This is a genomic window from Mesorhizobium sp. M0701, assembly GCF_040320365.1.
Classification (GTDB): domain Bacteria; phylum Pseudomonadota; class Alphaproteobacteria; order Rhizobiales; family Rhizobiaceae; genus Mesorhizobium.
In genome coordinates this window covers 124,027-148,190 of record NZ_JAMYPO010000013.1, presented here as the reverse complement: position 1 = coordinate 148,190, position 24,164 = coordinate 124,027, and the positions used below count along the sequence as shown (strand labels likewise).

23 protein-coding genes and 2 tRNA genes are annotated in these 24,164 nt (G+C 63.4%); 17 read left to right on the top strand and 8 right to left on the bottom strand.

The annotated features are described in order from the left end of the window. Nucleotide 1 precedes the first annotated feature (1 nt). Nucleotides 2–652 carry an FMN-binding negative transcriptional regulator gene (locus NKI24_RS15625; protein ID WP_352746440.1) on the top strand — a complete coding sequence of 217 codons (651 nt, stop codon included), beginning with the start codon at nucleotides 2–4 and terminating at the stop codon, nucleotides 650–652. Nucleotides 653–687: 35 nt separating this feature from the next. Here the strand turns inward: NKI24_RS15625 and NKI24_RS15620 are convergent, their stop codons facing one another. Both NKI24_RS15620 and NKI24_RS15615 read right to left on the bottom strand, forming a co-directional pair. Beyond that, on the bottom strand, nucleotides 688–1,020 hold the full coding sequence (locus tag NKI24_RS15620; RefSeq protein WP_023674681.1) for a lipid-A-disaccharide synthase N-terminal domain-containing protein: 333 nt from the start codon (nucleotides 1,018–1,020) through the stop codon (nucleotides 688–690). Further along, entirely contained in the window at nucleotides 1,013–1,741 is a 729-nt protein-coding gene (locus NKI24_RS15615; protein WP_352717322.1) for a glycosyltransferase family 2 protein, read from the bottom strand. Before NKI24_RS15615 ends, NKI24_RS15620 begins: the two co-directional genes overlap by 8 nt. A 385-nt stretch (nucleotides 1,742–2,126) precedes the next feature. On the opposite strand from NKI24_RS15615, the gene tyrS reads away from it, so the two are divergent. After that, the gene (tyrS, locus tag NKI24_RS15610) at nucleotides 2,127–3,392 is read left to right on the top strand and encodes a tyrosine--tRNA ligase (protein ID WP_352746436.1); all 1,266 of its coding nucleotides are present in this window, start codon (nucleotides 2,127–2,129) and stop codon (nucleotides 3,390–3,392) included. A gap of 378 nt (nucleotides 3,393–3,770) precedes the next feature. On the opposite strand, the gene NKI24_RS15605 is transcribed toward tyrS, so the two are convergent. After that, complete coding sequence (locus NKI24_RS15605; RefSeq protein ID WP_352746434.1) at nucleotides 3,771–7,148, bottom strand: hypothetical protein; 3,378 nt, start codon at nucleotides 7,146–7,148, stop codon at nucleotides 3,771–3,773. A 96-nt stretch (nucleotides 7,149–7,244) separates the two neighbouring features. On the opposite strand from NKI24_RS15605, the gene NKI24_RS15600 reads away from it, so the two are divergent. From NKI24_RS15600 to NKI24_RS15535, 14 genes are all read left to right on the top strand, one after another. Beyond that, on the top strand, nucleotides 7,245–7,712 hold the full coding sequence (locus tag NKI24_RS15600) for a peroxiredoxin (protein WP_352619156.1): 468 nt from the start codon (nucleotides 7,245–7,247) through the stop codon (nucleotides 7,710–7,712). A 138-nt stretch (nucleotides 7,713–7,850) separates the two neighbouring features. Next, nucleotides 7,851–9,143 carry a M23 family metallopeptidase gene (locus NKI24_RS15595; protein WP_352746431.1) on the top strand — a complete coding sequence of 431 codons (1,293 nt, stop codon included), beginning with the start codon at nucleotides 7,851–7,853 and terminating at the stop codon, nucleotides 9,141–9,143. Between the two features lie 212 nt (nucleotides 9,144–9,355). Then, nucleotides 9,356–10,792, top strand: coding sequence for an FAD-binding oxidoreductase (locus tag NKI24_RS15590; RefSeq protein WP_502901460.1), 1,437 nt, complete (start codon nucleotides 9,356–9,358; stop codon nucleotides 10,790–10,792). Then, the gene (locus NKI24_RS15585; protein WP_352449366.1) at nucleotides 10,789–11,529 is read left to right on the top strand and encodes a FadR/GntR family transcriptional regulator; all 741 of its coding nucleotides are present in this window, start codon (nucleotides 10,789–10,791) and stop codon (nucleotides 11,527–11,529) included. Before NKI24_RS15590 ends, NKI24_RS15585 begins: the two co-directional genes overlap by 4 nt. Nucleotides 11,530–11,531: 2 nt before the next feature. Continuing rightward, the gene (locus NKI24_RS15580; protein WP_352746427.1) at nucleotides 11,532–11,969 is read left to right on the top strand and encodes a VOC family protein; all 438 of its coding nucleotides are present in this window, start codon (nucleotides 11,532–11,534) and stop codon (nucleotides 11,967–11,969) included. 90 nt (nucleotides 11,970–12,059) lie between these two features. Further along, nucleotides 12,060–13,088 carry an ABC transporter substrate-binding protein gene (locus tag NKI24_RS15575; protein ID WP_352449437.1) on the top strand — a complete coding sequence of 343 codons (1,029 nt, stop codon included), beginning with the start codon at nucleotides 12,060–12,062 and terminating at the stop codon, nucleotides 13,086–13,088. Beyond that, nucleotides 13,088–13,861, top strand: coding sequence for an ABC transporter ATP-binding protein (locus NKI24_RS15570; RefSeq protein ID WP_352449364.1), 774 nt, complete (start codon nucleotides 13,088–13,090; stop codon nucleotides 13,859–13,861). The genes NKI24_RS15575 and NKI24_RS15570 overlap by 1 nt, the downstream gene beginning before the upstream one ends. Then, on the top strand, nucleotides 13,858–14,613 hold the full coding sequence (locus tag NKI24_RS15565) for an ABC transporter permease (RefSeq protein WP_352746424.1): 756 nt from the start codon (nucleotides 13,858–13,860) through the stop codon (nucleotides 14,611–14,613). Before NKI24_RS15570 ends, NKI24_RS15565 begins: the two co-directional genes overlap by 4 nt. A gap of 121 nt (nucleotides 14,614–14,734) precedes the next feature. Then, complete coding sequence (locus tag NKI24_RS15560; RefSeq protein WP_352746421.1) at nucleotides 14,735–15,901, top strand: ROK family transcriptional regulator; 1,167 nt, start codon at nucleotides 14,735–14,737, stop codon at nucleotides 15,899–15,901. Next, nucleotides 15,898–16,662: an ATP-binding cassette domain-containing protein gene (locus NKI24_RS15555; RefSeq protein ID WP_352746418.1), complete on the top strand. Its 765-nt coding sequence runs from the start codon at nucleotides 15,898–15,900 to the stop codon at nucleotides 16,660–16,662. Before NKI24_RS15560 ends, NKI24_RS15555 begins: the two co-directional genes overlap by 4 nt. 39 nt (nucleotides 16,663–16,701) lie before the next feature. Further along, on the top strand, nucleotides 16,702–17,742 hold the full coding sequence (locus tag NKI24_RS15550) for a sugar ABC transporter substrate-binding protein (RefSeq protein WP_352449361.1): 1,041 nt from the start codon (nucleotides 16,702–16,704) through the stop codon (nucleotides 17,740–17,742). Between the two features lie 162 nt (nucleotides 17,743–17,904). After that, nucleotides 17,905–18,900 (top strand): ABC transporter permease, encoded by a 996-nt coding sequence (locus NKI24_RS15545; protein ID WP_352449360.1) that lies wholly within the window; start codon nucleotides 17,905–17,907, stop codon nucleotides 18,898–18,900. Then, entirely contained in the window at nucleotides 18,897–19,667 is a 771-nt protein-coding gene (locus NKI24_RS15540; protein WP_352745740.1) for an SDR family oxidoreductase, read from the top strand. The genes NKI24_RS15545 and NKI24_RS15540 overlap by 4 nt, the downstream gene beginning before the upstream one ends. Then, nucleotides 19,664–20,320, top strand: coding sequence for a GNAT family N-acetyltransferase (locus NKI24_RS15535; RefSeq protein ID WP_352746414.1), 657 nt, complete (start codon nucleotides 19,664–19,666; stop codon nucleotides 20,318–20,320). Before NKI24_RS15540 ends, NKI24_RS15535 begins: the two co-directional genes overlap by 4 nt. 178 nt (nucleotides 20,321–20,498) lie before the next feature. Here the strand turns inward: NKI24_RS15535 and NKI24_RS15530 are convergent, their stop codons facing one another. Both NKI24_RS15530 and NKI24_RS15525 read right to left on the bottom strand, forming a co-directional pair. Then, on the bottom strand, nucleotides 20,499–20,861 hold the full coding sequence (locus NKI24_RS15530; RefSeq protein ID WP_156937277.1) for a hypothetical protein: 363 nt from the start codon (nucleotides 20,859–20,861) through the stop codon (nucleotides 20,499–20,501). Between the two features lie 187 nt (nucleotides 20,862–21,048). Further along, nucleotides 21,049–21,124: transfer RNA gene (locus NKI24_RS15525), tRNA-Val, on the bottom strand. 217 nt (nucleotides 21,125–21,341) lie between these two features. Between NKI24_RS15525 and NKI24_RS15520 the strand changes: the two genes are divergently transcribed. After that, a tRNA-Asp gene (locus NKI24_RS15520) sits at nucleotides 21,342–21,418 on the top strand. A gap of 94 nt (nucleotides 21,419–21,512) precedes the next feature. Here the strand turns inward: NKI24_RS15520 and rbsK are convergent. From rbsK to NKI24_RS15505, 3 genes are read right to left on the bottom strand one after another with little or no spacing between them, the layout of a single operon-like run. Then, the gene (gene rbsK, locus NKI24_RS15515) at nucleotides 21,513–22,454 is read right to left on the bottom strand and encodes a ribokinase (RefSeq protein ID WP_352745748.1); all 942 of its coding nucleotides are present in this window, start codon (nucleotides 22,452–22,454) and stop codon (nucleotides 21,513–21,515) included. A gap of 4 nt (nucleotides 22,455–22,458) precedes the next feature. Beyond that, nucleotides 22,459–22,911, bottom strand: coding sequence for an RbsD/FucU family protein (locus NKI24_RS15510; RefSeq protein ID WP_352745750.1), 453 nt, complete (start codon nucleotides 22,909–22,911; stop codon nucleotides 22,459–22,461). A gap of 31 nt (nucleotides 22,912–22,942) precedes the next feature. After that, nucleotides 22,943–24,001 (bottom strand): ABC transporter ATP-binding protein, encoded by a 1,059-nt coding sequence (locus NKI24_RS15505; protein WP_352449436.1) that lies wholly within the window; start codon nucleotides 23,999–24,001, stop codon nucleotides 22,943–22,945. Nucleotides 24,002–24,164 lie beyond the last annotated feature (163 nt).

Sequence of the window (24,164 nt, the reverse complement as noted above, 5' to 3'; positions counted from 1 at the left end):
GATGTACCAACCGCCTCACTTCCAGGAAACCCGGCCGGACGTCCTGCACGGGCTGATCCGGGCGCATCCGCTTGGCCTGCTGGTGTCGAACGGCGTCGAGGGGCCGGTCGCCAACGCGATTCCCTTTCTTCTAGACGCGGATGTGCCGCCGAACGGCAGGCTTCGCGCCCATTTGGCCAAAGCCAATCCGCAATGGCGGCTTTTGGCCGACAATCCCCTGGCGCGGGTGCTGGTCGTCTTCCAGGGCGCCGATGCCTATGTGACGCCGTCCTGGTACGAGACCAAGCGTGAAACCGGCAAGGTGGTACCGACCTGGAACTACGCCATCGTCCAGGTGCGCGGCATCGTCACGGTGATCGAAGACCAGGATTGGCTGGCCGAGCAGATTTCCGATCTGACGATGTCGCAGGAGGGCAGCCGCTCGGCGCCGTGGGCGGTGACCGACGCGCCGGCACCCTTCATCCAGTCGCAGATCAAAGGCATCGTCGGCCTGGAGATCGAAATCACCGAAATCAGCGGCAAATGGAAAGTCAGCCAGAACCGCCCGGCCGCCGACCGCGTCGGTGTCGCCGAGGGGCTCGAGAGCGAGACTGCCAACTCGGCCGACATGGTCCGGCTGGTAAGGTCTTACGGCGGGCTGGACGGCAAGTAATCTGGATTGCTTGCTCGACCGGTTTCGGTCGGGGCTCAATCGACCTTCGTCATCGCCGCCTTGCGCTCGTTGGCGATCAGCCAGAGATTGCGGATATAGATCAACAGGCCCATGGCCTGGCCGGCGATGAACACCGGATCCTGACGCTGGATGGCGTAGATCAGCAGCAGGCCGCCGCCGAACAGCGAAAAGAACCAGAAGGCGATCGGCACGACGCTGCGCTTGGCCTTTTCCGACGCTACCCACTGCACCAGAAAGCGCATGGTGAAGAAGAACTGGGCGACGAAGCCAAGCAGAACCCAGGCATCGAATTGCTTGACGAAAACATCGTGAAGCCAGGTCGCCAATTCCTGAAGCACGTTACCCATGCCTGATTTCCTCTACTTTGGGCATTCTGCGGCGCCTGCGGCGCAGCCACCAGACGCCGGCAAGATCAAGCACGCCCTGCAGGCCGCGATCGAAGATGCCGTAATTCGATTTGCCGTGACGGCGGGAGCGGTCGACGACGTCGCAATGGACGACGCGGTAGCCCTCCTGGATGACCAGCGCCGGAACAAAGCGGTGGGTGCCGTCGAAGAACGGCAATTTCCGCAAAATGTCGGTATGGATCGCCTTGAGGCCGCAGCCGGTATCCCGCGTCTCGTCGTGCAGGATGGCCTTTCTCAGTCCGTTGGCGAAACGCGACGCCAGCTGCTTAATCTTGCTGTCGCGGCGCTTCAGACGCTGTCCCTGCGCGGCCCCGACATCTGGACCAGCCTGCCGGAGCGCGTCAATCAACACTGGGATATAGCCGGGGTCGTTCTGGCCGTCGCCGTCGATGGTGGCGACGATATCGCCGCGCGCCGCCCAGGCGCCCGAACGCACCGAGAGCGACTGGCCAGCGGATTTCGCATGCCTGAGATGGCGCAGCGGGAACGCGCGAAGCGCTGCCTGGGCGGCGAGCACCGAAGGGGTATCGTCGGTTGAGCCGTCATCGACGACGATGACCTCGAAGTCGCGCCCGGCCATCGCGGCGCCGATCTCGTCGAGCAGAAGCGGCAGGTTCGCCGCCTCGTTCCGGCAAGGAATGACGATGGATATCTCCGGCATCTCGACTCTGTCATAGGATATGGCATTCGATCGATGCCGTGCGGTCCAGCGGATGAGACCCGTTGGCGGCGCCTCATTACGCCAGCCGAAACGATGACGCAAGCAGGCCGCACGCTTGGGGTTCTCCCTTCTCCCCTTGTGGGAGAAGGTGGCCGCGCGAAGCGCGGTCGGATGAGGGGTGTTCCAGCTTGGCATCACCTGCACTCCGTCCAGCACCCCTCAACCGTTTTGGCGCTGCGCGCCAATCCACCTTCTCCCACAAGGGGAGAAGGAAAGAGGGTGTCGCAAAATCGAATTCCACTTTTGCTGATCGCGCTTGAGTGCTAAACGCCCGCCTTCATGCATACCCGAGCCGCATTCGGCCGGAAGCCTTCGGGAAAGAAAAATGTCCGCCTTCAAATCCGATTTCCTGCGCACGATGAGCGAGCGCGGTTTCATCCACCAGACCTCGGACGATGCCGCCCTCGACCAGCTTTTCGCCACGGAAACGGTGAGCGCCTATATCGGCTTCGACGCCACCGCGAGGAGCCTGCATGCCGGGTCGCTGATCCAGATCATGATGCTTTACTGGCTGCAGCAGACCGGCCACCGGCCAATCGCGCTGATGGGCGGCGGCACCTCGATGATCGGCGATCCGTCGTTCAAGGACGAGGCGCGCAAGCTTTTGACGCCGCAGGACATCGAGGACAATCTCGCCGGCATCCGCCGCAACTTCACACCCTACCTCAAATTTGGCAGCGGCCCGAACGACGCCGTCATGATCAACAATGCCGACTGGCTGATGGACATCAACTACGTCAATTTCCTGCGCGATGTCGGCCGGCATTTTTCGGTCAACCGCATGCTGGCCTTCGATTCGGTCAAGCTCCGGCTGGAGCGCGAGCAGTCGCTGTCGTTCCTCGAATTCAACTACATGATCCTGCAGGCCTACGACTTCGTCGAGCTCTACAAACGCTTCGGCTGCCGGCTGCAGATGGGCGGCTCCGACCAGTGGGGCAACATCGTCAACGGCATCGATCTCGGCCATCGCATGGAAGGCGCGCAGCTTTATGCGCTGACGACGCCGCTGCTCACCACCTCCTCAGGCGCCAAGATGGGCAAGTCGGCCTCGGGCGCGGTCTGGCTCGATGCGGAGATGCTGAGCCCGTACGAGTTCTGGCAATACTGGCGCAACACCGAGGATGCCGACGTCGGCCGTTTCCTGAAGCTCTACACGACCCTGCCACTCGCCGAAGTCGCACGCCTCGAACGGCTCGGCGGCTCGGAGATCAACGAAGCCAAGAAGATCCTCGCCACCGAAATCACCGCCATGCTGCATGGCCGCGAGGCGGCGGAGGAGGCAGCTAGGACGGCAGAAGCGCTTTTCGAAAGAGGTCAGTCAACCGAGTCATTGCCGACAGTAACCATCGACAAAGGACAGGATGACAAATGGCAATTTGGCAGGTCGAATGCAGCAATTGCCGTCGCGTCGGGACTTGTGCCGTCCAATTCGGAAGCTCGGCGCAAGATGGCGGAAGGTGCTCTACGAATCAATGACAGGGTCGTCACCGACCCGAACGAAATTGTCTTGTGGACCGACCTGTACGAAAACACCGGAGCATTCAAAGTTCAGTTGGGAAAGAAGAAGGTCATTCTGGTACGGCCGGTCTGACCTCTGCTGAGGCTCAGGTGAGACCGAGCCGGCGACGGGCACAAGCAATGGATCGCTGCATTCCTCGGCAACTGTAACGGCATGGATCCTAGGGTCTCCGCGACGTCGCTTCGCTCCTGCTGCGCCCTAGGATGACGAAGGCATGGTGGCTCAAGGCTAGTCGCGGATGTCGGAGAGCGAGGCGGTCGCGTGGCGGCCGATGGCAAACGCGACCTTCGAGATTCGCTGAAGTCTCCCCTCGCTTCGTCATCCTAGGGCGAAGCAGGAGCGAAGCGACGTCGCGGAGACCCTAGGATCCATGCCGTTACCTCTAGGCGGTGCTACGCTGAACAGCACTTCACCCGGCCTTTTTGGCGCCACCCGCCTACCCTACCCGCCTCAGCGATACTCGAAGATCGACCGGAAAATCCCGGGCGCTATCACCGATAGCGGATTGACCTCCAGGTTCGGCTTGTTGGCGTTGCCCTTGAGCCTGTAGGTGACGCCGATCAGGCCGCGGTCGCGGCCGTTGCCGAGCAGCGCGCCGATCAGCGGCAGTTCGCCGAAGATGCGGTTTACGCCGTAGGCCGGCATGAACGTGCCGGTCATGTCCATATTGTTGTTCTGGTCGTAGAGCGTGCCCTGGAAGGTGGTGCCGATGCGCGAGCCGCGCAGCACGCCGTTGCGCAGCTTGAGATAGCCGCTGCCCTTGTCGATCTCGCTGAAACCGCGCTCGAACTTCACCCTCGACGTGTCGAGATTGCCTTTGACCGCCTCGTTGAGGCTGCGGTTGTCGCCGGCCGGCGTCGTCGACACGATCGAGGCGAGCTTCGGCTCGTTGACGATAAAGAAGTTCTTGGCGTCGACCTGGCCTTTCATCGGACCGTCGCCGGCCCCGGTGAGCGCCAGCGTGATCGAGCCGCCTTCCATATGCTCGTAGATGTTGAGGAAGCGCAGTATGGCGCCGGCGTCGGCCGACTTCATGTTGAGCGTGCGCAGGCCGCCGCCGGTCGTGTTGCTGATGGTGATGGCGGCTCCCGAACTTGCCGTGGCGCTCACCTTGAGCCCGTTCACCCGGGAGCCTGCGGCGCTGTAGTCGAGCTTCAGATTCGACAGCACCTCGTCGTGGAAGCCGGTCAGGGAGCTGACGTCGGCGCTGACCGAGATCGCATCGACGCCGGTGGTCTTGGTGGCGGTGTCGACATCGGACGTGAATTGCTTGATCAGCGAGCGTGCGTCCAGCGCGCTGCCGCTGACCTCGACAGCATAGGCCTTGCCCGACCGCTTCACCGAGACGGCGACGTCGTCGCCCCTGTTCAAGGTGACCTTGCTGAACCGGGCCGAGGACAAGGCGCCCTTGACCAGCACCGCGCTGCCGTCGATGGAAAAGGTCTTGCCATCGAGTTCGAAATTGGAGAGCGTCGTGGTGTCGCCGGTCTTCGCCATGGCGAAGACGACCTTGGCGGGAATGCCAGGCCCCTTGCTCCAGCCGGCCCAGGGGATGTCCAGCCTGGCATTGGTCAGGTCGGCCGACACGTTCTGGTTGCCGGTGCCACTCTTGTCGATCGCCACCTTGATGGTTCCGGAAAGCAGCGTCGACAGGCCAGGCATGGCGGTGGCGCGCGTCTTGTCGTCGAGCACCAGCGCCACTTTACGACTGCGCGGCGGGCCGCCATCCCTGAGCGGCTCGATCAGGTCGAGCTCGGCCGGAATGCCGTTGAGCAGCGCCTTCGCCGAGATCACCGCCCGGTCGGGCGCGACCGTGATCGAGCCGTCGGCATGGCTGACCGTCTGGCCCTCGAACGGCTTGCCCAGCGACAGGTCCTTGTAGTCGAGCGCCACCAGCCAATCGAGTTTGGAAGAGTCGACACCGGACTGCAACGGAATATCGGCCTTGACGTGGCCGGTCACCGTGCCGGACAGGTCGTCCGGCAGCAGGCCGACATGGCGCATGGCGTTGATCGGGTCAAACGATGCCAGTTCGGCGATTGCCGGCGCCTCGCCGGCGACATCGATGTCGAGCGCGCCGATCACCGGCGGATGGTTCGCGGCCTTGACGGTGAGCGTGCCGTTGCTCGCCGCCACCGTGCGGCCGCTCGGCATATAGACGCTGCCCGACGACAGCGCGACGTCGACGTCATTGCCGTGGAAGCCGACGACGCCGACGGCATCGCGGATCGGCGGAATGCGGCCGGCCGTGTCGAAGCGCGATCCTTCGACCTGGAATCGGCCGAACACTTCATCGGCGGAAAGCGGCACGCCGTTGCCGAGCCGTCCGGGCACGACCTGGAACTGCAGGCTGCCATCGACGACGCGGCCGCCGAACAGGTTCTTAAGCACCCACAGCCTGGCATTGCGCGCCGAAAACCATGGCCATAATTGCTTGACGTGCGAGACGGGCATGTCGTGGACATTGAGCGCCACCGATATGCCCGGCGCCTGGTTGGCGACGAATGAAACCGAAGCCGTGCCCAGCACTTCGCTGCCCGGTCCGGACCGGACGCCGATCTGCTCGGCGACCAGCTTTTGGCTCGTCGGCTGGTAGACGCCGGCAATACGGGCAATGAAGCTGAGCGCCGGCTCCGGCGAATCCGAAGGCGCCAGGGTCGAACCGTCGCTGGTCAGGTCGTAACGATAGGATGGCTCCTCGCCCGCTGCGCCGGTAGCGGGCTTCGGGCCGATCGAACCGGCGAAATCGAAGGTCGAGCGGCCGGTTTTCACCAGCAAGCTGTCGACCTGGATCTTGTTCGACCCGGCGACGAGCGTCGCATCGAGATCGATGTCGGCCGGAAGCAGGCCGCGCGAACCGAGATCGAGCACCGACCCGGTCAGTGACAGGGCAGCGGTCAGCCGCGAACCGTTGTCGCCGGTCCCTTCCGACCCCGCCAGCTTCAAGGCGATCGTGCCCAATTTGCCGCCTGCTGCCGCAGCTTCGGCATCCGCCGCCTGGATGCTGGCGTCCAGCGTGGTGATGCGTCGCGTCGCCGGATCGCGGGTGGCGGAAGCGGCGATGGTAAGTCCCCTGCCGTCGACATCCGCATCGGATGAAAACTCCATGCTTCCCGGTCCCGTCTGCGACACGGAGGCCTCGGCGATGGTGACCGACTTGACCGATCCGGTCTCGGGCAGTGCCAGCTCGACGTTGCGCAGATCGATCTGGCGCACCGAATCCTCGCGCACCGCATCGAGCGCGCGGTTGACGTTGGCGAAGACGGCGGCGGAAAGTTTTTCCGGATCGATGAGGCCGTCCTGGTTGCGCAGCCCGGCCGTCCAGTCGCCGCCGGACGGCATCGCGGCCATGACGATGTGCGCGTCGGAAATCCGGGCGCTGGTCAGCCGTACCTCGCCCGAAAGCAGCGGGATCAGCCGGATGCCGAAGCGGACCCGGCCGGCATCGGCCATCGGTTTGCCGTCGGCGGTCTTGAGGCTGACGTCGCTGACCTGCAGCGCAATGAAGCTCGACCCGTCAAGCGTCAGCCGGGCTGGCCCGACGGCAACGTCGACATCGAAGCCGGCCAATCTCTCGATTGCCGTTTCGGCTTCCGCGCGAAGCCGCTCCGAGCCGAAGCCGGACACGCCGATCGCGTAGACGCCGGCGCCAGCCAGCAGCACAAGGGCGACAAGGCCGGCAAACAGCCGCGCCATCAAACGGACGCCGCGACCGATCGACGCCTGGCCGAGCGGCGGGACGCGGCACGCGGACGGAAAGGTTCCCAGGTCGGTGATCTCGTCACGCCTGAACCTGATCTTCTCGTGCTGCGGTAGCTCCTGATCCACGCAATCTTCCGTTGAAACGAATTCGATCGTGGACGAATCCCCGCTCGACATTATATCGATGCAGCCTGGCGCGTAACCTCAAACAAGGGCATCGGTATGGCTGACCTCGACGTGGGCGATGTTGCGCCGCAGTTCGATCTTCCGCGCGACGGCGGCGGTTCACTCAGCCTCGCCGCATTGCTGGGAAAACCCATCGTACTCTATTTCTACCCACAGGACGACACCACAAGCTGCACCAACGAGGCGATCGGCTTTTCGCAGTTGAAGCCGGAGTTCGAAAAGGCCGGCGCTGTCGTCATCGGGCTCTCGCCGGACAGCGTCAAGAAACACGACAAATTCAAGGCGAAATACGATCTGAGCGTCAACCTTGTCGCCGACGAAGAGCGCAAAGTGATCGAGGCTTACCATTTGTGGGTGGAAAAGAAGCTCTACGGCCGCACCTATATGGGCGTCGAGCGGGCGACGTTCCTGATAGGCCGGGACGGACGCATCGCCAGGATCTGGCGCAACGTCCGCGTCAAGGGGCACGCCGAAGAGGTGCTGGAGGCGGTTCACGCCCTTTGAGAGCTGCGCCAGCCCGCTGCAATTCGATGCCCGTTTTGCGCGAAGACCTTTGGTTGTCGTTCGATCCGGCAAAACTTTGTTAACCCTAATAATGTGTAATCAGGCTCGTCGTTGGTGTCGTAACGAAAGCTTGGTCCCGTGAACGTAGCCAGTCAGTCAGCGGTCTTCGGCAGACGCAAAGAGCCCCACACGGTCATCATCGCCCGGGGCGACCAGATAAGGCATTTCACCATACGCCCGTGGCTTGCGGCATTTTGCGGCTCGGCGCTGGCGGCGATCGTCATCGGCTACCTGCTGGCGACCTCCTATCTGGTGCTGCGCGACGATCTGATCGGCGCCACGACGGCGCGGCAGGCGCGCATGCAGCAGGCCTACGAAGACCGCATCTCGGCACTGCGCAGCCAGGTCGACCGCATCACCAGCCGCCAGCTACTCGATCAGCAACTGATGGAAACCAAGGTCAGCGAGCTGCTGGAACGGCAGAGCCAGCTCAGCCTGCGTCACGGCCGCCTCGGCCCCATCCTCGAACGAGCCGAAAACGAGGTCGCAACGCCGCCCGCGCCGGCGGCAAAGCCGGACGAACATGCCGACGCGACCGGCAGCATCCAGCCGACGGCGTATACTGTCGCCAGCCTTGCCGCCCCCCTTGCCGCTCCTGTGGGCGTTGACGACACCAGGCCGTTCTCGCTGTGGTCGACCCGCGCCGATCCGCTGCCGAGCGAAAGCGCGGCCGACCGGGCAGACAAGCTCTTCGTTTCGATCAACAACTCGCTGAAGGCCATCGAGAGCCAGCAGCTCACCCGCATCGCCACACTTGCCGACAATGCCTACAAGAGCGCCGACGCGATCTCGCAGGCGCTCGAGGCCGCCGGCCTGCCCGTCGATAGCGAATTCGAAAAGAGCGACGTCGGTGGCCCGCTGATACCACTCGACAGCTCGTTGGTCTTCGACAGCAAGGTCAAGGAGTTGGACGAGGCTCTTGACGCGCTGGATCATCTTAAAAAGGAAGCGCGCCGGCTGCCGCTCGCCAACCCCGCCCCCGGCCGCAGCGTTACCAGCCCATTCGGCGTGCGCACCGACCCCATCCTCGGCACGGCCGCCTTGCATTCCGGCATGGATTTCAGGGCGCCGGTCGGTATGCCGGCCAAGGTCACGGCAGGCGGCGTTGTCGTCAAGGCCGGCTGGAACGGCGGCTACGGCCGCATGATCGAGGTCGACCACGGCAACGGTTTTGTGACGCGTTACGGGCATCTCAGCGAAATCGACGTCGCCGTCGGCCAGAAGCTCGATGCCGGAGACATCATCGGCAAGACCGGCAACAGCGGCCGCTCGACCGGCCCGCACCTGCATTACGAGGTTCGCCACAATGGCGAGGCAATCGACCCGCTACGGTTTCTGACGGTCGGCAAGAAGGTCGAGCGGTATCTGTAGAGCCGGGCTGCTCCCATCAATTGACCGGCATCGGCTGGCGCAGCCACACCAAGGCGGCCTCGCCTAAGTATCCTCGGGCGATCGCCCTCCGCTCTCTTCTCCCAGCAAACATTTCGCCTCCAGCCCTTGAGGGCTTGTGCCTCACAGCGTTGACTTCGACGCAGTTGTAGGATGATATGTATAAGCCTATCCCTTGGCCCAACAGGCTTGTAATGTCCGTTCATGGTATCCCGCCTGAAATTCTGAACGCCCTGGAGGGCGCCGTCGGACAAAGCGGCGTGGCCGCCGACGCTGGCGGCATGGCGAAATACCTCTTGGACTGGTCCGCGGATAATCGCGGCGGAGCCCTTGCGGTGCTGAAGCCTGCTTCCGTCAGCGAAGTCCAGGCTGTGGTGCGACTCTGCGGTACGCTCGGGCTCGGAATCATCCCGCAGGGCGGGAACACAGGGCTGGTGGCGGGCGCAATCGACATCGACAGCCGTGGCGCGGTGGTCGTCAGCCTGGAGCGGTTGAACGGCATCCGTCTCGTCGACGCCGACAATTTCATCCTGCAGGCCGACGCCGGCTGCATCCTGCAGCACATCAAGGATGCGGCAGAGGCACAGGATTGCCTGTTTCCGCTGGCGCTCGGCGCGCAGGGAAGCTGCCAGATCGGCGGCAATGCGGCCAGCAATGCCGGCGGCACCAACGTGCTGCGCTATGGCATGGCGCGCGATCTCATCCTCGGCCTCGAAGTCGTCCTGCCCGACGGCGAATTGTGGAGCGGCTTTTCCGGCCTGCGCAAGGACAATCGCGGTTACGACCTGAAGCAACTCTTCATCGGCAGCGAAGGAACTCTCGGCATCATCACCGGAGTCGAGCTCAAGCTGTTTCCGAAACCGGCCCGGGTCGAGACCGCCTATCTCGGTCTCGCCTCGTTCGAAGCGGCAATCACCTTGTTCCGGCAGGCTCGCCGGGCCTCATCCGATCTGATTTCTGCCTTCGAGATCATTGGTTCGGAGTGCATCGACCTCGCGCGCTTGATCGATGCCGATATCGTTTCGCCGGTCGAAGCTCCCGTCCACGTGCTGATGGAACTCTCCGCAAGTGCTGCGGTCGATCTGCGCTCCATGCTGGTCGATTTCCTGGCCGGAGCGATGGAGAGCGGTCTGGTTGCCGACGCCGTTCTTGCTGAAAGCATCGCGCAAGCCAGGGCGTTCTGGGCCATTCGCGAGGGCTTGGTCGAGGGCCAGGCAAGACGCGGCTACCATGTGCGCACCGACCTTGCGGTCAGGATATCGGACATCCCTGCCCTCATCGGTCAGGCCCGCCAATTCGTGGCGCTGGAACATCCCGGTTGGCTGCCGCAGGCCTATGGCCATGCCGGCGACGGCAACATCCATTTCAACGTCCTGCCACCGCCTGGGCTAGCCGAGGGTGAAGCTCGTGCCCAGGGCGCGGAGATCACCGCCGGGCTCTACCAGATCGTCGGCGCGCTTGGCGGCTCGATCAGCGCCGAGCACGGTATCGGCCGCACCCGTCATCGCACTTTCTGGGCCGGCCTGGCGCCTGCCCATCGCCGGCTCATCACGGCCCTCAAAACAACGATGGACCCTCAGGGATCAATGAATCCCGGCTGCCTTCTGCCATCGACGGAGACCTTTCCATGAAGCAAAGACTGGCCGCTATCGGCACGGTGGAGGCGCTGCCGCATCGCGTTGCCGCGTTCCTCAGCCGCGAGATCGAATCCGGCGAGCTCAATCCGGGCACGCGGCTGCCGACCGAGCAGCAGCTCTCGGAAAAATTCGGCGTCAGTCGCAATGTGGTGCGCGAGGCGATCGCTCAACTCAGGGCCGATGGCATGATCGAAGCCCGGCAAGGCGTCGGTGCCTTCGTGCTGGCGCCGGAGCAGCGCGCGTCGATCCGCATCGATGGCGAGGCGCTGAAAGCGACCGGGAATATGGAACGGCTGTTCGAGCTGCGTTGCATACTGGAAGCCGAGTCAGCCGCGCTCGCCGCCGAACGGCGCGGGCAGGAGCACCTCGACGCAATCAAGGCGGCGCTAGACCGGATGAGCGGCGAGGAGCGCTGGGAAGAAGGCAGCATCGACGCCGACCTTTTGTTTCATCGCGAGATCGCGCGGGCGACCGGCAACAATTACATCCACACCTTTATTTCCTTCGTTTGCGAGCAGATCCGCCGCTCGATCCACTACGCGCGCCTCACCAATCCGCTGCACGACCTGGTCGAAGTCAATGTCGGGGAGCATGTGCGCATCTACGAGGCGCTGGTCGCGGGCGACCCCACGGCCGCCGAGGCGGCGATGCGCGCCCACATCGTCGGCGCCGCCGACCGCGTCGGCGTCAAGCTGCCGGCATCGCGCGCCGCGCACAGCACAGGGAAGTAGCCATGCCGCTCGGAGGCGCCTATGCGATTTCGGACGTCTGCCTGCTCGTCGAAAACATCGAGCGGACGGTTGAATTCTATGTCGAGAAACTCGGCTTTCGCCTGCGGCGCCGCGCCGAGGGCTTTGCCGACTTCCATGGCGAGGGCGTCACGCTGGCGGCATGGGAGATCGATCACATCAACCGGCACACCGGCGTCTCGAAGTTGAGGTCGCCGCGCCACGCACACAAGGTCTGCGTGGCGGTCAGGCTAGACGCGCCCGGCCAGATCGACCGGCTCCATGACGAACTGGCAGCCAAGGGCGTGCCCTTCTACGGCCCGCCGGAGGATTATGTCTGGAAGGCGCGCTGCGCTTATTTCACCGATCCAGACGACACGCTTTGGGAATTATACGCCTGGCTCGACGGCGGCCCCGGCGACTATCACGACGAACAGCCGTAGACGACGCCGCGCCACGGGAACGGCGCGCAATGAAGAGACGAGAACGTCTTGCAACAGGAGCGAAAAATGAGTGGGAACAGAGACTACGACATGAACCGCCGCAGCTTCGTGAAAGCCGGCTTCGCCGCCGTCGCGGCAGTTTCGACCGGAACGCAGCTCGTGCTGACGCCCGGCGCCAGGGCTGCCGGAAAGATCGTCGTCCAGTATGACTGGCTGATGTCCAACGGACAGATCGGCGACATCGCGGCCGTCGCCAACGGCTATTTCAAGGACGTAGGTCTCGAGGTGGAATTCAGCCCGGGCGGTCCCAATGCGGCGACGGTGCCGCCGGTGATTTCGGGGGCCGCGCAACTCGGCCAGTTTTCCGAAACACCCCAGCTCTACGCGGCGCGTGCCAGCGGCGTGCCGGTGAAGATCATCGCCTGCGGTTTCCGCACCGGTCCCTATGCCTTCACCTCGAAGCCTGCCAAGCCGATCCGCGGCGTGGCCGATCTCAAGGGAAAGAAGATCGGCATCCAGCCGACGGCGCGCTTCGTCATCGATGAGATCCTGGCCAAGAACGGCATTGATCCGTCCGAGGTCACCGTCGTCAATGTCGGCTTCGACAAGGCGCCGCTGGTGCGCGGCGACGTCGACGCGATTGGCGGATGGATCACCAACACCCAGGCGCTGAGCGTCGTCGGCGACGACAGGATCGATCTTCTGGTGCGCGATCTCGGGCTGAACTCCTATGCCGACGTCTATTTCGCTACCGACACCGCGATCGAACAGCATGCGGAAACGCTGGCGAAATTCATCGGCGCCGTCGCCAAGGGCTGGGGCTGGGTACACGCCAATCCACAGGAAGCCGTCAAGAAAATGGTCGCGGCCTATCCGGAAATGGACTTCGGCTGGGAGCAGAAGACGATCGATCTGGTGCTGAAACTTTCCTTCGACGGTGCAACCGCCAAGGACGGATGGGGAACCTTCGACCCCGCCTCGATCGAGGAGCAGCTGGCGCTGCTGGACAAGGTCGGCCAATACCCGAACGGCCGGCCCGCAGCAGCCGACGTCTACACCACCAAGGTACTCGAATTGTCGGCCGCTGACCGACCCAAGCTCGACGCGCCCGCCGCTTGATGGCGAACGCGATCGAGGCCCGCAGGCTGGATGTCGGCTATGGCGGCCGGCAGCCGATGGTGAAAGTGCTCTCCGCTCTCGACCTGTCGGTCGAGGCCGGCTCCTTCCTGTCGATCCTTGGACCTTCGGGATGCGGCAAGTCGACCCTGCTCCGTGTGGTCGCGGACCTGCTCGATCCGCTCGGCGGCTCGATCAGCGTGCTTGGCGACACACCGCATGCTGTCCGTTCGCGGCGCGATGTCGGTTTCGTCTTCCAGGACTCGACCCTGCTGCCCTGGCGCACCGTGCGCGACAACGTCCGCCTGCCGCTCGATGTCGGACAAGGCCGGCTTACCCGGACAATAGACGATCGAACCGACGAGCTGCTTGATCTGATGGGGCTTGCCGGGTTCGGTGAGCGTCTGCCGCACCAATTGTCCGGCGGCCAGCGCCAGCGCGTGGCGATCGCTCGGGCGCTGCTCGGGCAACCCAGGCTGCTTTTGATGGACGAGCCTTTCGGCGCGCTGGACGAGATCACCCGCGACCGCCTCAACGATGAGCTTCTGTCCTTGTGGCGGCGCACCGGCGCGACCATCCTTTTCGTTACCCATTCGATCGCCGAAGCCGCCTATCTCGGAGAACGGGTCATCGTTCTCGCCACCAATCCGGGCCGCCTGGCCAGGGACCTCGATATCCGGCCGTTCAAGCAGGAGGGCAACCGCTGTTCGCGCGAGGATCCGGCGATCGTTGCCGCGATGGCCGAACTGCGCGGCGCGCTGGAGCAGGCCTCATGAGGCAGGCGCCCTTGCCATCGGCGCTGGCCGTCGCCCTGCCCGTTTTTGGCGCGGCCTCGATTCTGCTCGCCTGGCAGTTTCTGCTGCCATGGCTCGGCGTGCCGGCCTATATCGTGCCGACGCCGACGGCCATATCAGGCGTATTCCGGAAGAGTCTTGCTTTGCTGCTCAGCAATCTCTGGCCGACGCTGATCGAGGCGCTGGCGGGATTTGTCATCGGCAACCTTGCCGGTGTGCTGCTGGCGGTGCTGTTCGTGCATAGCCGCATCCTGCAGGCCGCCTATTTTCCGATCGTGCTGTTCTTCAACACCATTCCCATCCTGGCGCTGTCCCCGATCATCATCCTGATCTTCGGGCTCGGCATGACGCCGAAGATCGTGATTGCGGCGGTGATCTGCTTCTTCCCGACGCTGGTCAACATGATCCGCGGGCTGAACTCGGCCAGCGACAACGAGCACGAACTGTTCCGGGTGCTATCGGCCACGCGCTGGGAGATCTTGTGGAGCCTGCGCCTGCCAAGAGCATTGCCGATGCTGTTCTCCTCGTTACGAATCGCTTCGGCCACGGCCGTGATCGGCGCCATCGTCGGCGAGTGGATCGGGTCGGATAAGGGCCTCGGCGCGCTCATCATCCAGGCGACCTTCAACTATCAATCAGACCGGCTCTATGCGGCGATCGTGCTGTCGTCGTCGTTGTCGATCGCGATCTTCGCAATCGTGGTTCTGCTGGAGCGCCGTGCCATCCGCTATTGACCATGCCTCTGAGCGGCCATCCGCCAGCTTCGCTCTGCACGGGCTGTCAATTTTATTTTTGAATTCCATTTGACTGAATAAATCTTCAGTGCCAGTCTAGCCTCTCTCGGGGGCACAAGGCATGGCATTGCGCGGGACCAATCAGGAGTTCGGGCGGCCGTATAACCGGCGGATCGTGCTCGAATCCATCCGCCTTCACGGACCGATCGCCCGCGGCGACATTGCCAGGCGGGTCGGGCTCACCGTGCAGACCGTGTCTACCATCGTTCGCGAGCTGGAAGAGCACGGTTACGTGTTGTCGCTGCGCGAAGAGCCCAAGGGGCGCGGCCTGCCACCGGCAACGCTGCGCATCAATCCGGAAGGCGGCTATGCCGTCGGCATCCACGTCACCCCGCTGGGCATCAATGCCGCCCTGATCAACCTAAGCGGCGATGTTATCGAGAGCACCTACCGCGAAGCCCCAAATGCAACGCCCGACCACGCTTTCGAGCTGATCGGCGCCATGGTGCTCGAATTGACGGCATTGCGGCCCGGTGGCCGCGTTCTCGGCATTGGCATGGCGCTGCCCGGACCGTTCGGCGTGGAGTCCATGAGCTTTGTCGGGCCGACCACCATGACCGGCTGGAAGGATGTGGCGCTGCGCGAGCGGCTGGCCGCCTCGACCGGACTGCCGGCCTTTTTCGAAACCGATATGGCGGCGGCTGCTATCGGCGAGCGCCTCTACGGCCTCGGAACGGCATATTCCGAGTATTACTATCTTTATTTCGGCGTCGGTCTCGGCGGCGTCATGGTGCATGACGGGGCGGCATTGCGCGGCGCCTGGGGAAACGCCGGTGAAATCGGCCACATTCCCGCGGTGCCGGGCGGCGAGCCCTGTCCGTGCGGCAATCGCGGCTGCCTCGAACGGTATCTCTCGCTCGAGGCGCTGCGGCGCCGCAACATCGCCGACGCCGACTGGGTGAGCGAGATTGCACCGATCTTCCGCAACGCCGTCACCATCATCGAAAACCTGTTCGATCCCGAAACCATCATCCTCGGCGGGCTTGCCTCCACCGACCTGCTCGAAAGGCTTGCCGGCGCGGCCGCGCACCTGCCCAATTCGGTCTCGGCGCGAAGCGACCGCGCGACCCCCCGCGTCACCGTCGCACGCGGCGGCCAGCATGCGGTGTTGCGCGGCGCCGCCGCGCTTGCCGTCTCAGGAGTGCTTTCGCCACGCTTCGGCCAGATCTTCACCGCCGAGCGCGAACGCGGACGAGATCTCTTGCATAACAAGGGGATCGCGGCATGAGCGAACCGCTGCTGGTGCTCGACAACGTCGCCAAGAATTACGGCGCCATCGAAGCGCTGAAAGGCATCAGCTTTTCGATCGGCAAGGGCGAAGTGGTGGCGCTTCTGGGTGACAACGGCGCCGGCAAATCGACGCTGGTCAAGATCATTGCCGGCGGCCTGGAGCCGACCTCCGGCCGCATGCTGTTCGAAGGCAAGGAATTCCTGGCCAAATCCCCCGCCGAGGCCAAGGCCGCGGGGATCGAGACGGTCTACCAGGACCTGTCGCTTTGCACCAATGTCGACGTGGTCGCCAATTTCTTCATGGGCCGCGAGATCAGCAGGAAGGTTCTCGGCATTCCAGTGCTCGACGAGCGCGCCATGGAGCAGGTGGTACAAAAGGCACTGGCCAGCGCCGGCACCCGCATTCCCTCGCTTCGCACCAATGTCGAGCATCTTTCCGGCGGCCAGCGGCAGGCCATCGAGCTCAACCGATTCGTGCATTTTGGCGGCAAGCTGGTGCTTCTCGACGAGCCGTTCGCGGCACTCGGCGTCGAACAGACGCGGCGCGGCCTCGACATGATCCGCCAGGTGGCGAGCCAGGGCATCGGCGTCGTCATCATCACCCATATCATGCAACAGGCCTTCCAGGTCGCCGACCGGATCGTGGTGATCCGGCAAGGCGTCGTGGCGGGCGACGTCGCACGCAACAAAACAAGTCCCGACGCGGTGATCAAAATGATCACCGGAGAGACGCTCGCCGGTGCCGGACCGGCAAGCTGAGGGACATATGAGGGGTCCGGCGCAAGAGGAGCGAACGACATGAAGAAAATACTTCTTTCCGTCTTCGGTATCCTGGCACTGGCCTTTGCCACGCTCACGCCGGCATTCGCCCAGTCCAAGGGCACCGTCTACTACATGGTGCCGACATTGCTCGATGAGTTCCAGACCGGCTCGGTGAGCGCGCTGGAATTGTTCCTGAAGCAGGTCGGCTACGAGATGAAGACGCTGAACGCCGACAACAAGACCGACGCTCAGCAATCGCAGATGAACGACGTCATCGCGCTGAAGCCGTCGGCGATCATCCTAGCCGCCGTCGATTTCAATGCGCTGAAACCGTCGATCGAGGCCGCCCGTGCCGCCGGCATCCCGGTCGTCGAGTTCGACCGCCAGATCACCTCGACCCCGTCCGACTTTACCTCGGTGGCCGGAACCGTCGAGATCGGCTACGTCGCCGCCGATCAGGCGCAAAAGCTCCTGACCGCGAAAAACGGCTCGGTGAAGGGCAAGATCCTGCAGGTGCTCGGCGATCCGGGCGACCCCTACACGCTCGATATCCAGAAGGGTTTCGAGGAGAAGATGAAGGCGTTCCCGGACGTCAAGATCATCTCGCTGCCGGCCATGCAATGGGAGGCCAGCAACGCCGGCACCATCGTTGCCGACCAGATGCTCGCCAATCCCGACATCGACCTGATCTTCAGCCATGCCGCGCATCTTTCGGTCGCTGCCGTCGCCTCGCTCGAGGCTGCCGGCAAAAAACCGGGCGACGTCATGCTGATGAGTTCGAACGGCGCTCCGGTCGGCCTCGACCTGATCCGCAAGGGCTGGCTCAACGTCGAAGTCGAGCAGCCGCTCTACGCCCAGGCCGCGGCCGTCGCCATGTTCATGGACAAGGTGGTCAACAAGCAGGAGATCAAGCCCGGCGAATACGACGTGCTCGGCCTGAAGTCGACCGTGACCAAGGAAGCCTGGGGGCCAAACATCAAGATCCCCGGCGCTGCGATCACCAAGGAAAATGTCGATAACCCGGCCTTCTGGGGCAACATGAAGCCGCCGACCGAAACCATAAAGCCGGTCGAATAGCAACTCGCCAAACGCTCCGGGCCACAGGCCCGGAGCCTTAGCCCTGCAGCTGTGCGCGTTAGAACGGACGCGCACGGGAATGCTGCAGTAATTTTCAACCGCGCCTGATCTTTCCGAAGAACCGAGTGGTTTTTTGGGCTGACGCGCCAACCGGATCCGCAGATGAACCCCCGCACGCGCCAAACCCTCGAGTTCATCCTCGACAATCTCGTCTGGTTCATGCTGGTCTTCGTGCTGGTGGTCTTTTCCATCCTCATCCCCAACTATTTTCAGCTCGGCATCTTCGCCAACATTATCGAGGCCTCGAGCGTGCTCGGCGTCATGTCGATCGGCCTGGCGCTGGTCATCATCGCCGGCCATATGGACCTGTCGGTCGAATCGGTGGCGGCGCTCAGCGCCATGGCGGTCGGCATCCTGTTCTGCTCGTCGGGCATCGGCCTTGGCATCCAGTTGCAGCCGCAATGGCTGATGGTTCCCGTTTCGCTGCTCATCGCGCTTGCCGTCGGCGGCCTCATCGGCGCCATCAACGGCTACCTGGTGGTCAAGGTGAAGATGAGCGCCTTCATCATCACGCTGGCCTCCTACATCTGGGTGCGCGGCCTCGTGCTGGTCATCTCCGGCGGCCGCTCGGCGCAGGACCTTGCGCCGGCAATCCGCTGGTTCGGCATCCAGCGTCTGGGCGGCCTGCCGCTGACTGCCTGGATCGCCATTGCGTGCTTCGTGGTGTTCTCGCTGATCATGGCCAAGACGCCCTTCGGCAGGCACCTGGTCATGATCGGCGGCAACGAGACGGCGACCTTTCGCGCCGGCATCCGCGTCAACCGCAACCTGGTCATAGCCTTCGTTCTCGCCGGCGCCATCGCCGGCCTTGCCGGCTGGCTGCTGGCGATCCGCACCTCCGGCGCGACAGCTAATCTCGGGGTCGGCCTGTTGTTCAATGCCTTCGCCGCGGTCGTCATCGGCGGCGTCAGCCTGAAGGGCGGCGTCGGCACCTTGCCCGGCGTCTATGCCGGCGTGCTGCTGCTTTCGGCCATCAATACGGCGATCAATTTGATGGGTCTGCCGGCCAACTTCACCCAGGTGATCCATGGCCTGCTCGTCCTCGCCGCGGTGCTGCTCGACGCCTTCAAGCAAACCATCCGCCAGAGGCTGGCATGACCGGCCGTCTGGAAGACAAAGTCGCGCTGATCGTCGGCAGCGCACGTGGCATCGGCAAGGGCATCGCACAGCGTTTTGCCGAAGAGGGCGCGAAGCTTGTGCTCGCCGACACCGAGGCCGAGGCCGGGCAAGCGACTGCGGACGAGCTCGGTGCCGCCTTCATACGCACCGACATCTCGCAGATGGCCGATGCGCAGGCCGCTGTTGCACTGGCGCTCGACCGTCACGACCGGCTCGACATCATGGTGCAGAATGCCGGCATCTATCCCTGGCAATTGCTGGAAAACACCAGTCCCGACGACTGGGACCGGGTCATGGCGGTGAATTTGCGTGGCAGCTTCATCGCAGCGCGCGCAGCGCTCGTTCCGATGAAGGCACAGCACTTTGGCCGCATGCTGTTCACCTCCTCGATCACCGGCCCGCATGTCACCAGCCCCGGCCACGGCCATTATTCGGCGACCAAGGCCGGCATCAACGGCCTGATCCGTTCGGCTGCGCTCGAATTCTCCGGCTATGGCATTACAGTCAACGGCGTCGAGCCCGGCAACATCCTCACCGAAGGCATAGAGCTGCATCGCGGGGCCGCCTTCATCAAGAACATGGAAGACGCCATCCCGCTCGGCCGCCTCGGCAGCCCGCGCGACGTGGCCAATGCCTTCCTGTTCCTGGCCTCTGACGATGCCAGCTACATCACGGGCACGACCATCATCGTCGACGGCGGACAGCTTTTGCCCGAGGGCAAGGATTTCCGGCTGCTGCCGCCATGATCCTCGATTTCGGCGGCGGTTTCTTCCTGCGCCGGGCGACCACCGCCGATCATGCAGCGCTTGCGATGATCTGTCTCAAGACCGGCAATGCCGGCAAGGACGCCAGCGGCCGCGAGGACGACCCGGACCTGCTCGGCCTCCTCTACACCATTCCCTACCAGGTGCTCGAACCCGAGCTGGCCTTCATTATCGATAGTCCCGCAGGTGCGGCCGGCTACCTGCTTGGCGCGGCCGATACGGGCGCTTTCAATGCCAGCCTGGCATCAGACTGGTATCCCGACCTTCAGCGGCGCGTGGCAGACCCCGGACCTGACAGCTCGCGCTGGCGCGGCAGCGACTGGGCGCGGCATCGGGTCCATCATCCCGATTTCGCTGTTCCGCCTGCGCTGACCGCCTATCCGTCGCATGGCCATATCGACCTGTTGCCGCAAGCGCGCGGGAAAGGCATCGGCCGGCGCGCGATGGAATTTCTCGGGCAGCGCCTTGCCGCGAGCGGCTCAACCGGCATCCACCTCGAGGTCATGCCGGAGAATGATGATGCGCTAAGGTTCTACAAGGCGATCGGGTTTGATGTGCTGCAGGACGCTGATCCGCCGAAGCATCGCATCTTTGTTGCAAAACGGCTTGCTCATGCGGCGGAAGCTGCAGGCTGAGCGCGGCAGGCAATTGCATGAGTTGCACGGAACACGGTGACCGGGAGGTTTATAGAAGTACAATGCTGCGGTGCTGCAGCAACGAGCTACCCCGCGTGAACACCTTTGCCGCACGGAACCAAACCTTCGTCGCGGCAATGGACATGGAAGGGCCGCCGCATCAACGCGGTGCGGCTAATCAGAGTCTTGGCGGAGCGTCTACTAGTCCAGTTGTGAGCGGAATAGGAACATCCGTACGCGGTTCCCCCGCCACAATCGAGAACACATAAAGCAGATAGATAGCTAATACCAATAGCGCGAGGAATGAGCCATTGGCGAAAATTCCTGCAACCGTGGTGCTGCGATAAGGTTCAACTTTTTCTTTCTTAAAGATGTCTTCTTCGCTACGCGTTGTCTTCACAACCCGTTCGCCTGGAAGCCGGTTTTTTTCAGCCTCCTTCGATATCTTGTCTGCGAGATCTCCTGCGATCACGGCATCATTCGGAAGATGACTCGTAAGCCATCCAGGAATATTTTCGCTCCCGCCCATGCCCATGCGCAAGTGAAATACTGCAAGTTGTAGCTTTCGGCAATCGTTTCCCTCATGAGAGGCAAGCAGATCAGACTTAAGTCCCTACGGAAAGACAGTTCGAATCAGACCAAAGTCCGAGTAGCACAGTGGTCGGATGCGTCTCACCTGGGCAATCAGCTTGAGCGGTGTAGCCCAAACTGAACACGTCGATGGAAAGTGGTGGGCGATGACGGGCTCGAACCGCCGACATCTTCGGTGTAAACGAAGCGCTCTACCAACTGAGCTAATCGCCCGCCCCGGGCCGGACCTTTAAGCAGTTAGGACCGGCTTCGCAAGGCCAAATGAGCGGCCAGTGGCTTGGCCGGGAGCCAGTTTCGGCAACAAAGTTCGGCTTGTCAAAAAACCTTCTCCTGTTTGCTGTTATGCTGTCCGGGTCCGCTTGACACCCGGTGGCTTACCCCTTATCCACCGCCCCAACGACGAACACGGCTGATACGTGCTCGTCCATGCGCGGGTGTAGCTCAGTTGGTTAGAGTGCCGGCCTGTCACGCCGGAGGTCGCGGGTTCGAGCCCCGTCACTCGCGCCATTTCTCCTTTGGGGTCACGTCCCCTTGATGTCGGAGAAATGTCGACGTTGATTTGTCAAAAACCGTCTTCGTTCATGATGTAATCCATACGGTCTCACCCCTCGGCGAGCAGCGCCTCGACCTCCTGCAGCGTCGGCATGGACGGCGCGGTGCCTGGGCGCGTCACCGAGATGCCTGCGACGGCGCAGGCGAAGCGCACCGCTTCCAGAGGTTCGATCCCCCTCGACAGCGCCGCAGCCAGGCCGCCGTTGAAGGCGTCGCCAGCGCCTGTGGTCTCGACCACCGGGCCGGCGGCGACCGCTGCGACATGCTCGGAACGATCGGCCGTGTGCAGCAGCGCACCGTTTTCGCCAAGCGTCACGATGACCGCCCCAACGCCCTTCTCAAGCAGGCTGTCGGCGGCACGGCGGGCATCGTCGATGGAGGATACCTTGATGCCGGTCAGTTCCTCCGCCTCAGTCTCGTTCGGCGTGACATAGTCGCAAAGCGTGTAGATACGGTCCGGAAGCTTGTCCGCCGGCGCCGGGTTGAGGATGGTGGTCACCCCTGCCCCGCGCGCGATCTCCAGCGCCCGCAGCGCCGCCTCGATCGGCTGTTCTAGCTGGGTGACGAAAACGCCGGCCGCGCGGATCAGGCCGGCATTTGCCTCGATATCGGCGGGCGAGATCAGCATCGCCGCACCAGGACTGACGATGATCGCGTTGTTGCCGCTCGTCTCCTCGATGAAGATATAGGCGGCACCGGTGTAGCTTTCCGGCGTGTCGATGACGGCGCTCTTCACGCCGGCCTGCGACCAGGTCTGTCTCGCCATATCGGCAAAGGGGTCGACCCCGAGGCGGGTAAGGAAGGTGACATCGGCGCCGAGCCGGCCGGCTGCCACCGCCTGGTTCGAGCCCTTGCCGCCGGGGCCGAGCGTGAAGGACGTGCCCAGGATCGTCTCGCCCATGCGCGGCTGGCGGGCGGCGCGGTAGGCCGTATCGGCGACGAAGACGCCCAATATGACAACCGGCTTCATGACGATCGGTTTCGCCGGCATGCCGCTACTCCGCATCCGGTGGCACGACGCCCTTGCGGAACGCAAAACAGCCATAGAAGCGGCGCTCGCCGGTCTGGATGACGCAATAGGCCTTCTTGGCCCGTTCGTAGAAGGCGTAGCGCTCGACCGAGATCATCGGCCAGGCCTTGCCCTCGGCGGCATCGATCTCTTTTTGCACTTCCTGCTGCACGGCGGGAATGTCGTCCGGCTTGCCGACGATCTCCATGCGCGCGGCCGCGTCGTCGACGAAGGTGTCCAGCGGATAGAGCGACAGTACCGCCTTGACCACGTCGGCCGCCGACGCATCGACGCGCAGCAGCCGGCCAAGCACGGTCTGGCGCGCCACCGAATCGGACGGGAAATTGGTGTCGGCGATAATCAGATCGTCACCGTGGCCCATCGCCCGCAGCGCCTGCAGCACATCGGCATTGAGCAGCGGATTGATTCCTTTGAGCATGGTATTCCTCGCGAAGTTTGCTGGGGCGAAATCAGAGACGCTTGCCGGTCTCTGCGTCGAAGAGATGCACCTGGTCGAGCCGCGGTTTCAGGTGCAGTGTGTCGCCCGGCTTGAAGTCGTGGCGCTCACGGAACAGCGCCACCATCTCGCCCTCGCCGAAGCGCAGGAACACCAAAGTCTCGGAACCGGTCGGCTCGACCACCGAAATCTTCGCCGGAACACCATCGGGATGGATTTCGAGATGCTCGGGCCGCACGCCGTAGACGACATTACGGCCATCCTCGACGGCACTGGTCGCCGCAATCGGGAACGGCGTCCCGGCGATCTCGACGACGGGCTTGTCGCCCTTGCGCACGACGCCCTTGAGCAGGTTCATCGAGGGCGAGCCGATGAAGCCGGCGACAAACAGGTTGGCCGGCCGGTCGAATAATTCCAGCGGCGCGCCGACCTGTTCGATGCGACCGTCGCGCATTACCACGATCTTGTCGGCCATGGTCATGGCCTCGATCTGGTCGTGGGTGACGTAGATGGTGGTGGTCTTCAGCCGCTGGTGCAGTTCCTTGATCTCGGTGCGCATCTGGACACGCAGCTTGGCGTCGAGATTGGAGAGCGGCTCGTCGAAGAGGAACACCTGCGGGTTGCGCACGATGGCGCGGCCCATGGCGACGCGCTGGCGCTGGCCGCCAGAGAGCTGGCGCGGATAGCGCTTGAGGTAGGGATTGAGGTCGAGGATGTCGGCGGCGCGCTTGACGCGCTCAGTGACCACCGCCGGGTCGGTTTTGCGCAGCTTGAGAGCAAAGGCCATATTCTGCTCGACCGTCTTGTGCGGATAGAGCGCGTAGTTCTGGAACACCATGGCGATGTCGCGCTTGGCCGGCGGCAGATGGTTGACGATGCGCTCGCCGATGGCGATGGTGCCGCCGGAGACCGTTTCCAGCCCGGCCACCATCCTCAGCAGTGTGGACTTGCCGCAGCCGGAAGGCCCGACCAGCACCACGAACTGCCCGTCGGCGATGTCGACGCTGACATCGTGCAGAACCTTGACGGTTCCGAACGCCTTGGCCACATTGCGGATCGCGACTTGAGCCATCATTCCCCCTTCAGTTGCCGTGAAGCTAAACAACGCAAACGGCGAGGGCAAGTCAGTCTCTTATAGATAAAAAACCCATTCACGTTGACACCGCACTTCGTTGTGCGAATAGTGACAGTGTCCGGCTTATGACCCTGTTCCGGGCGCACCGGTACGCTTGTCC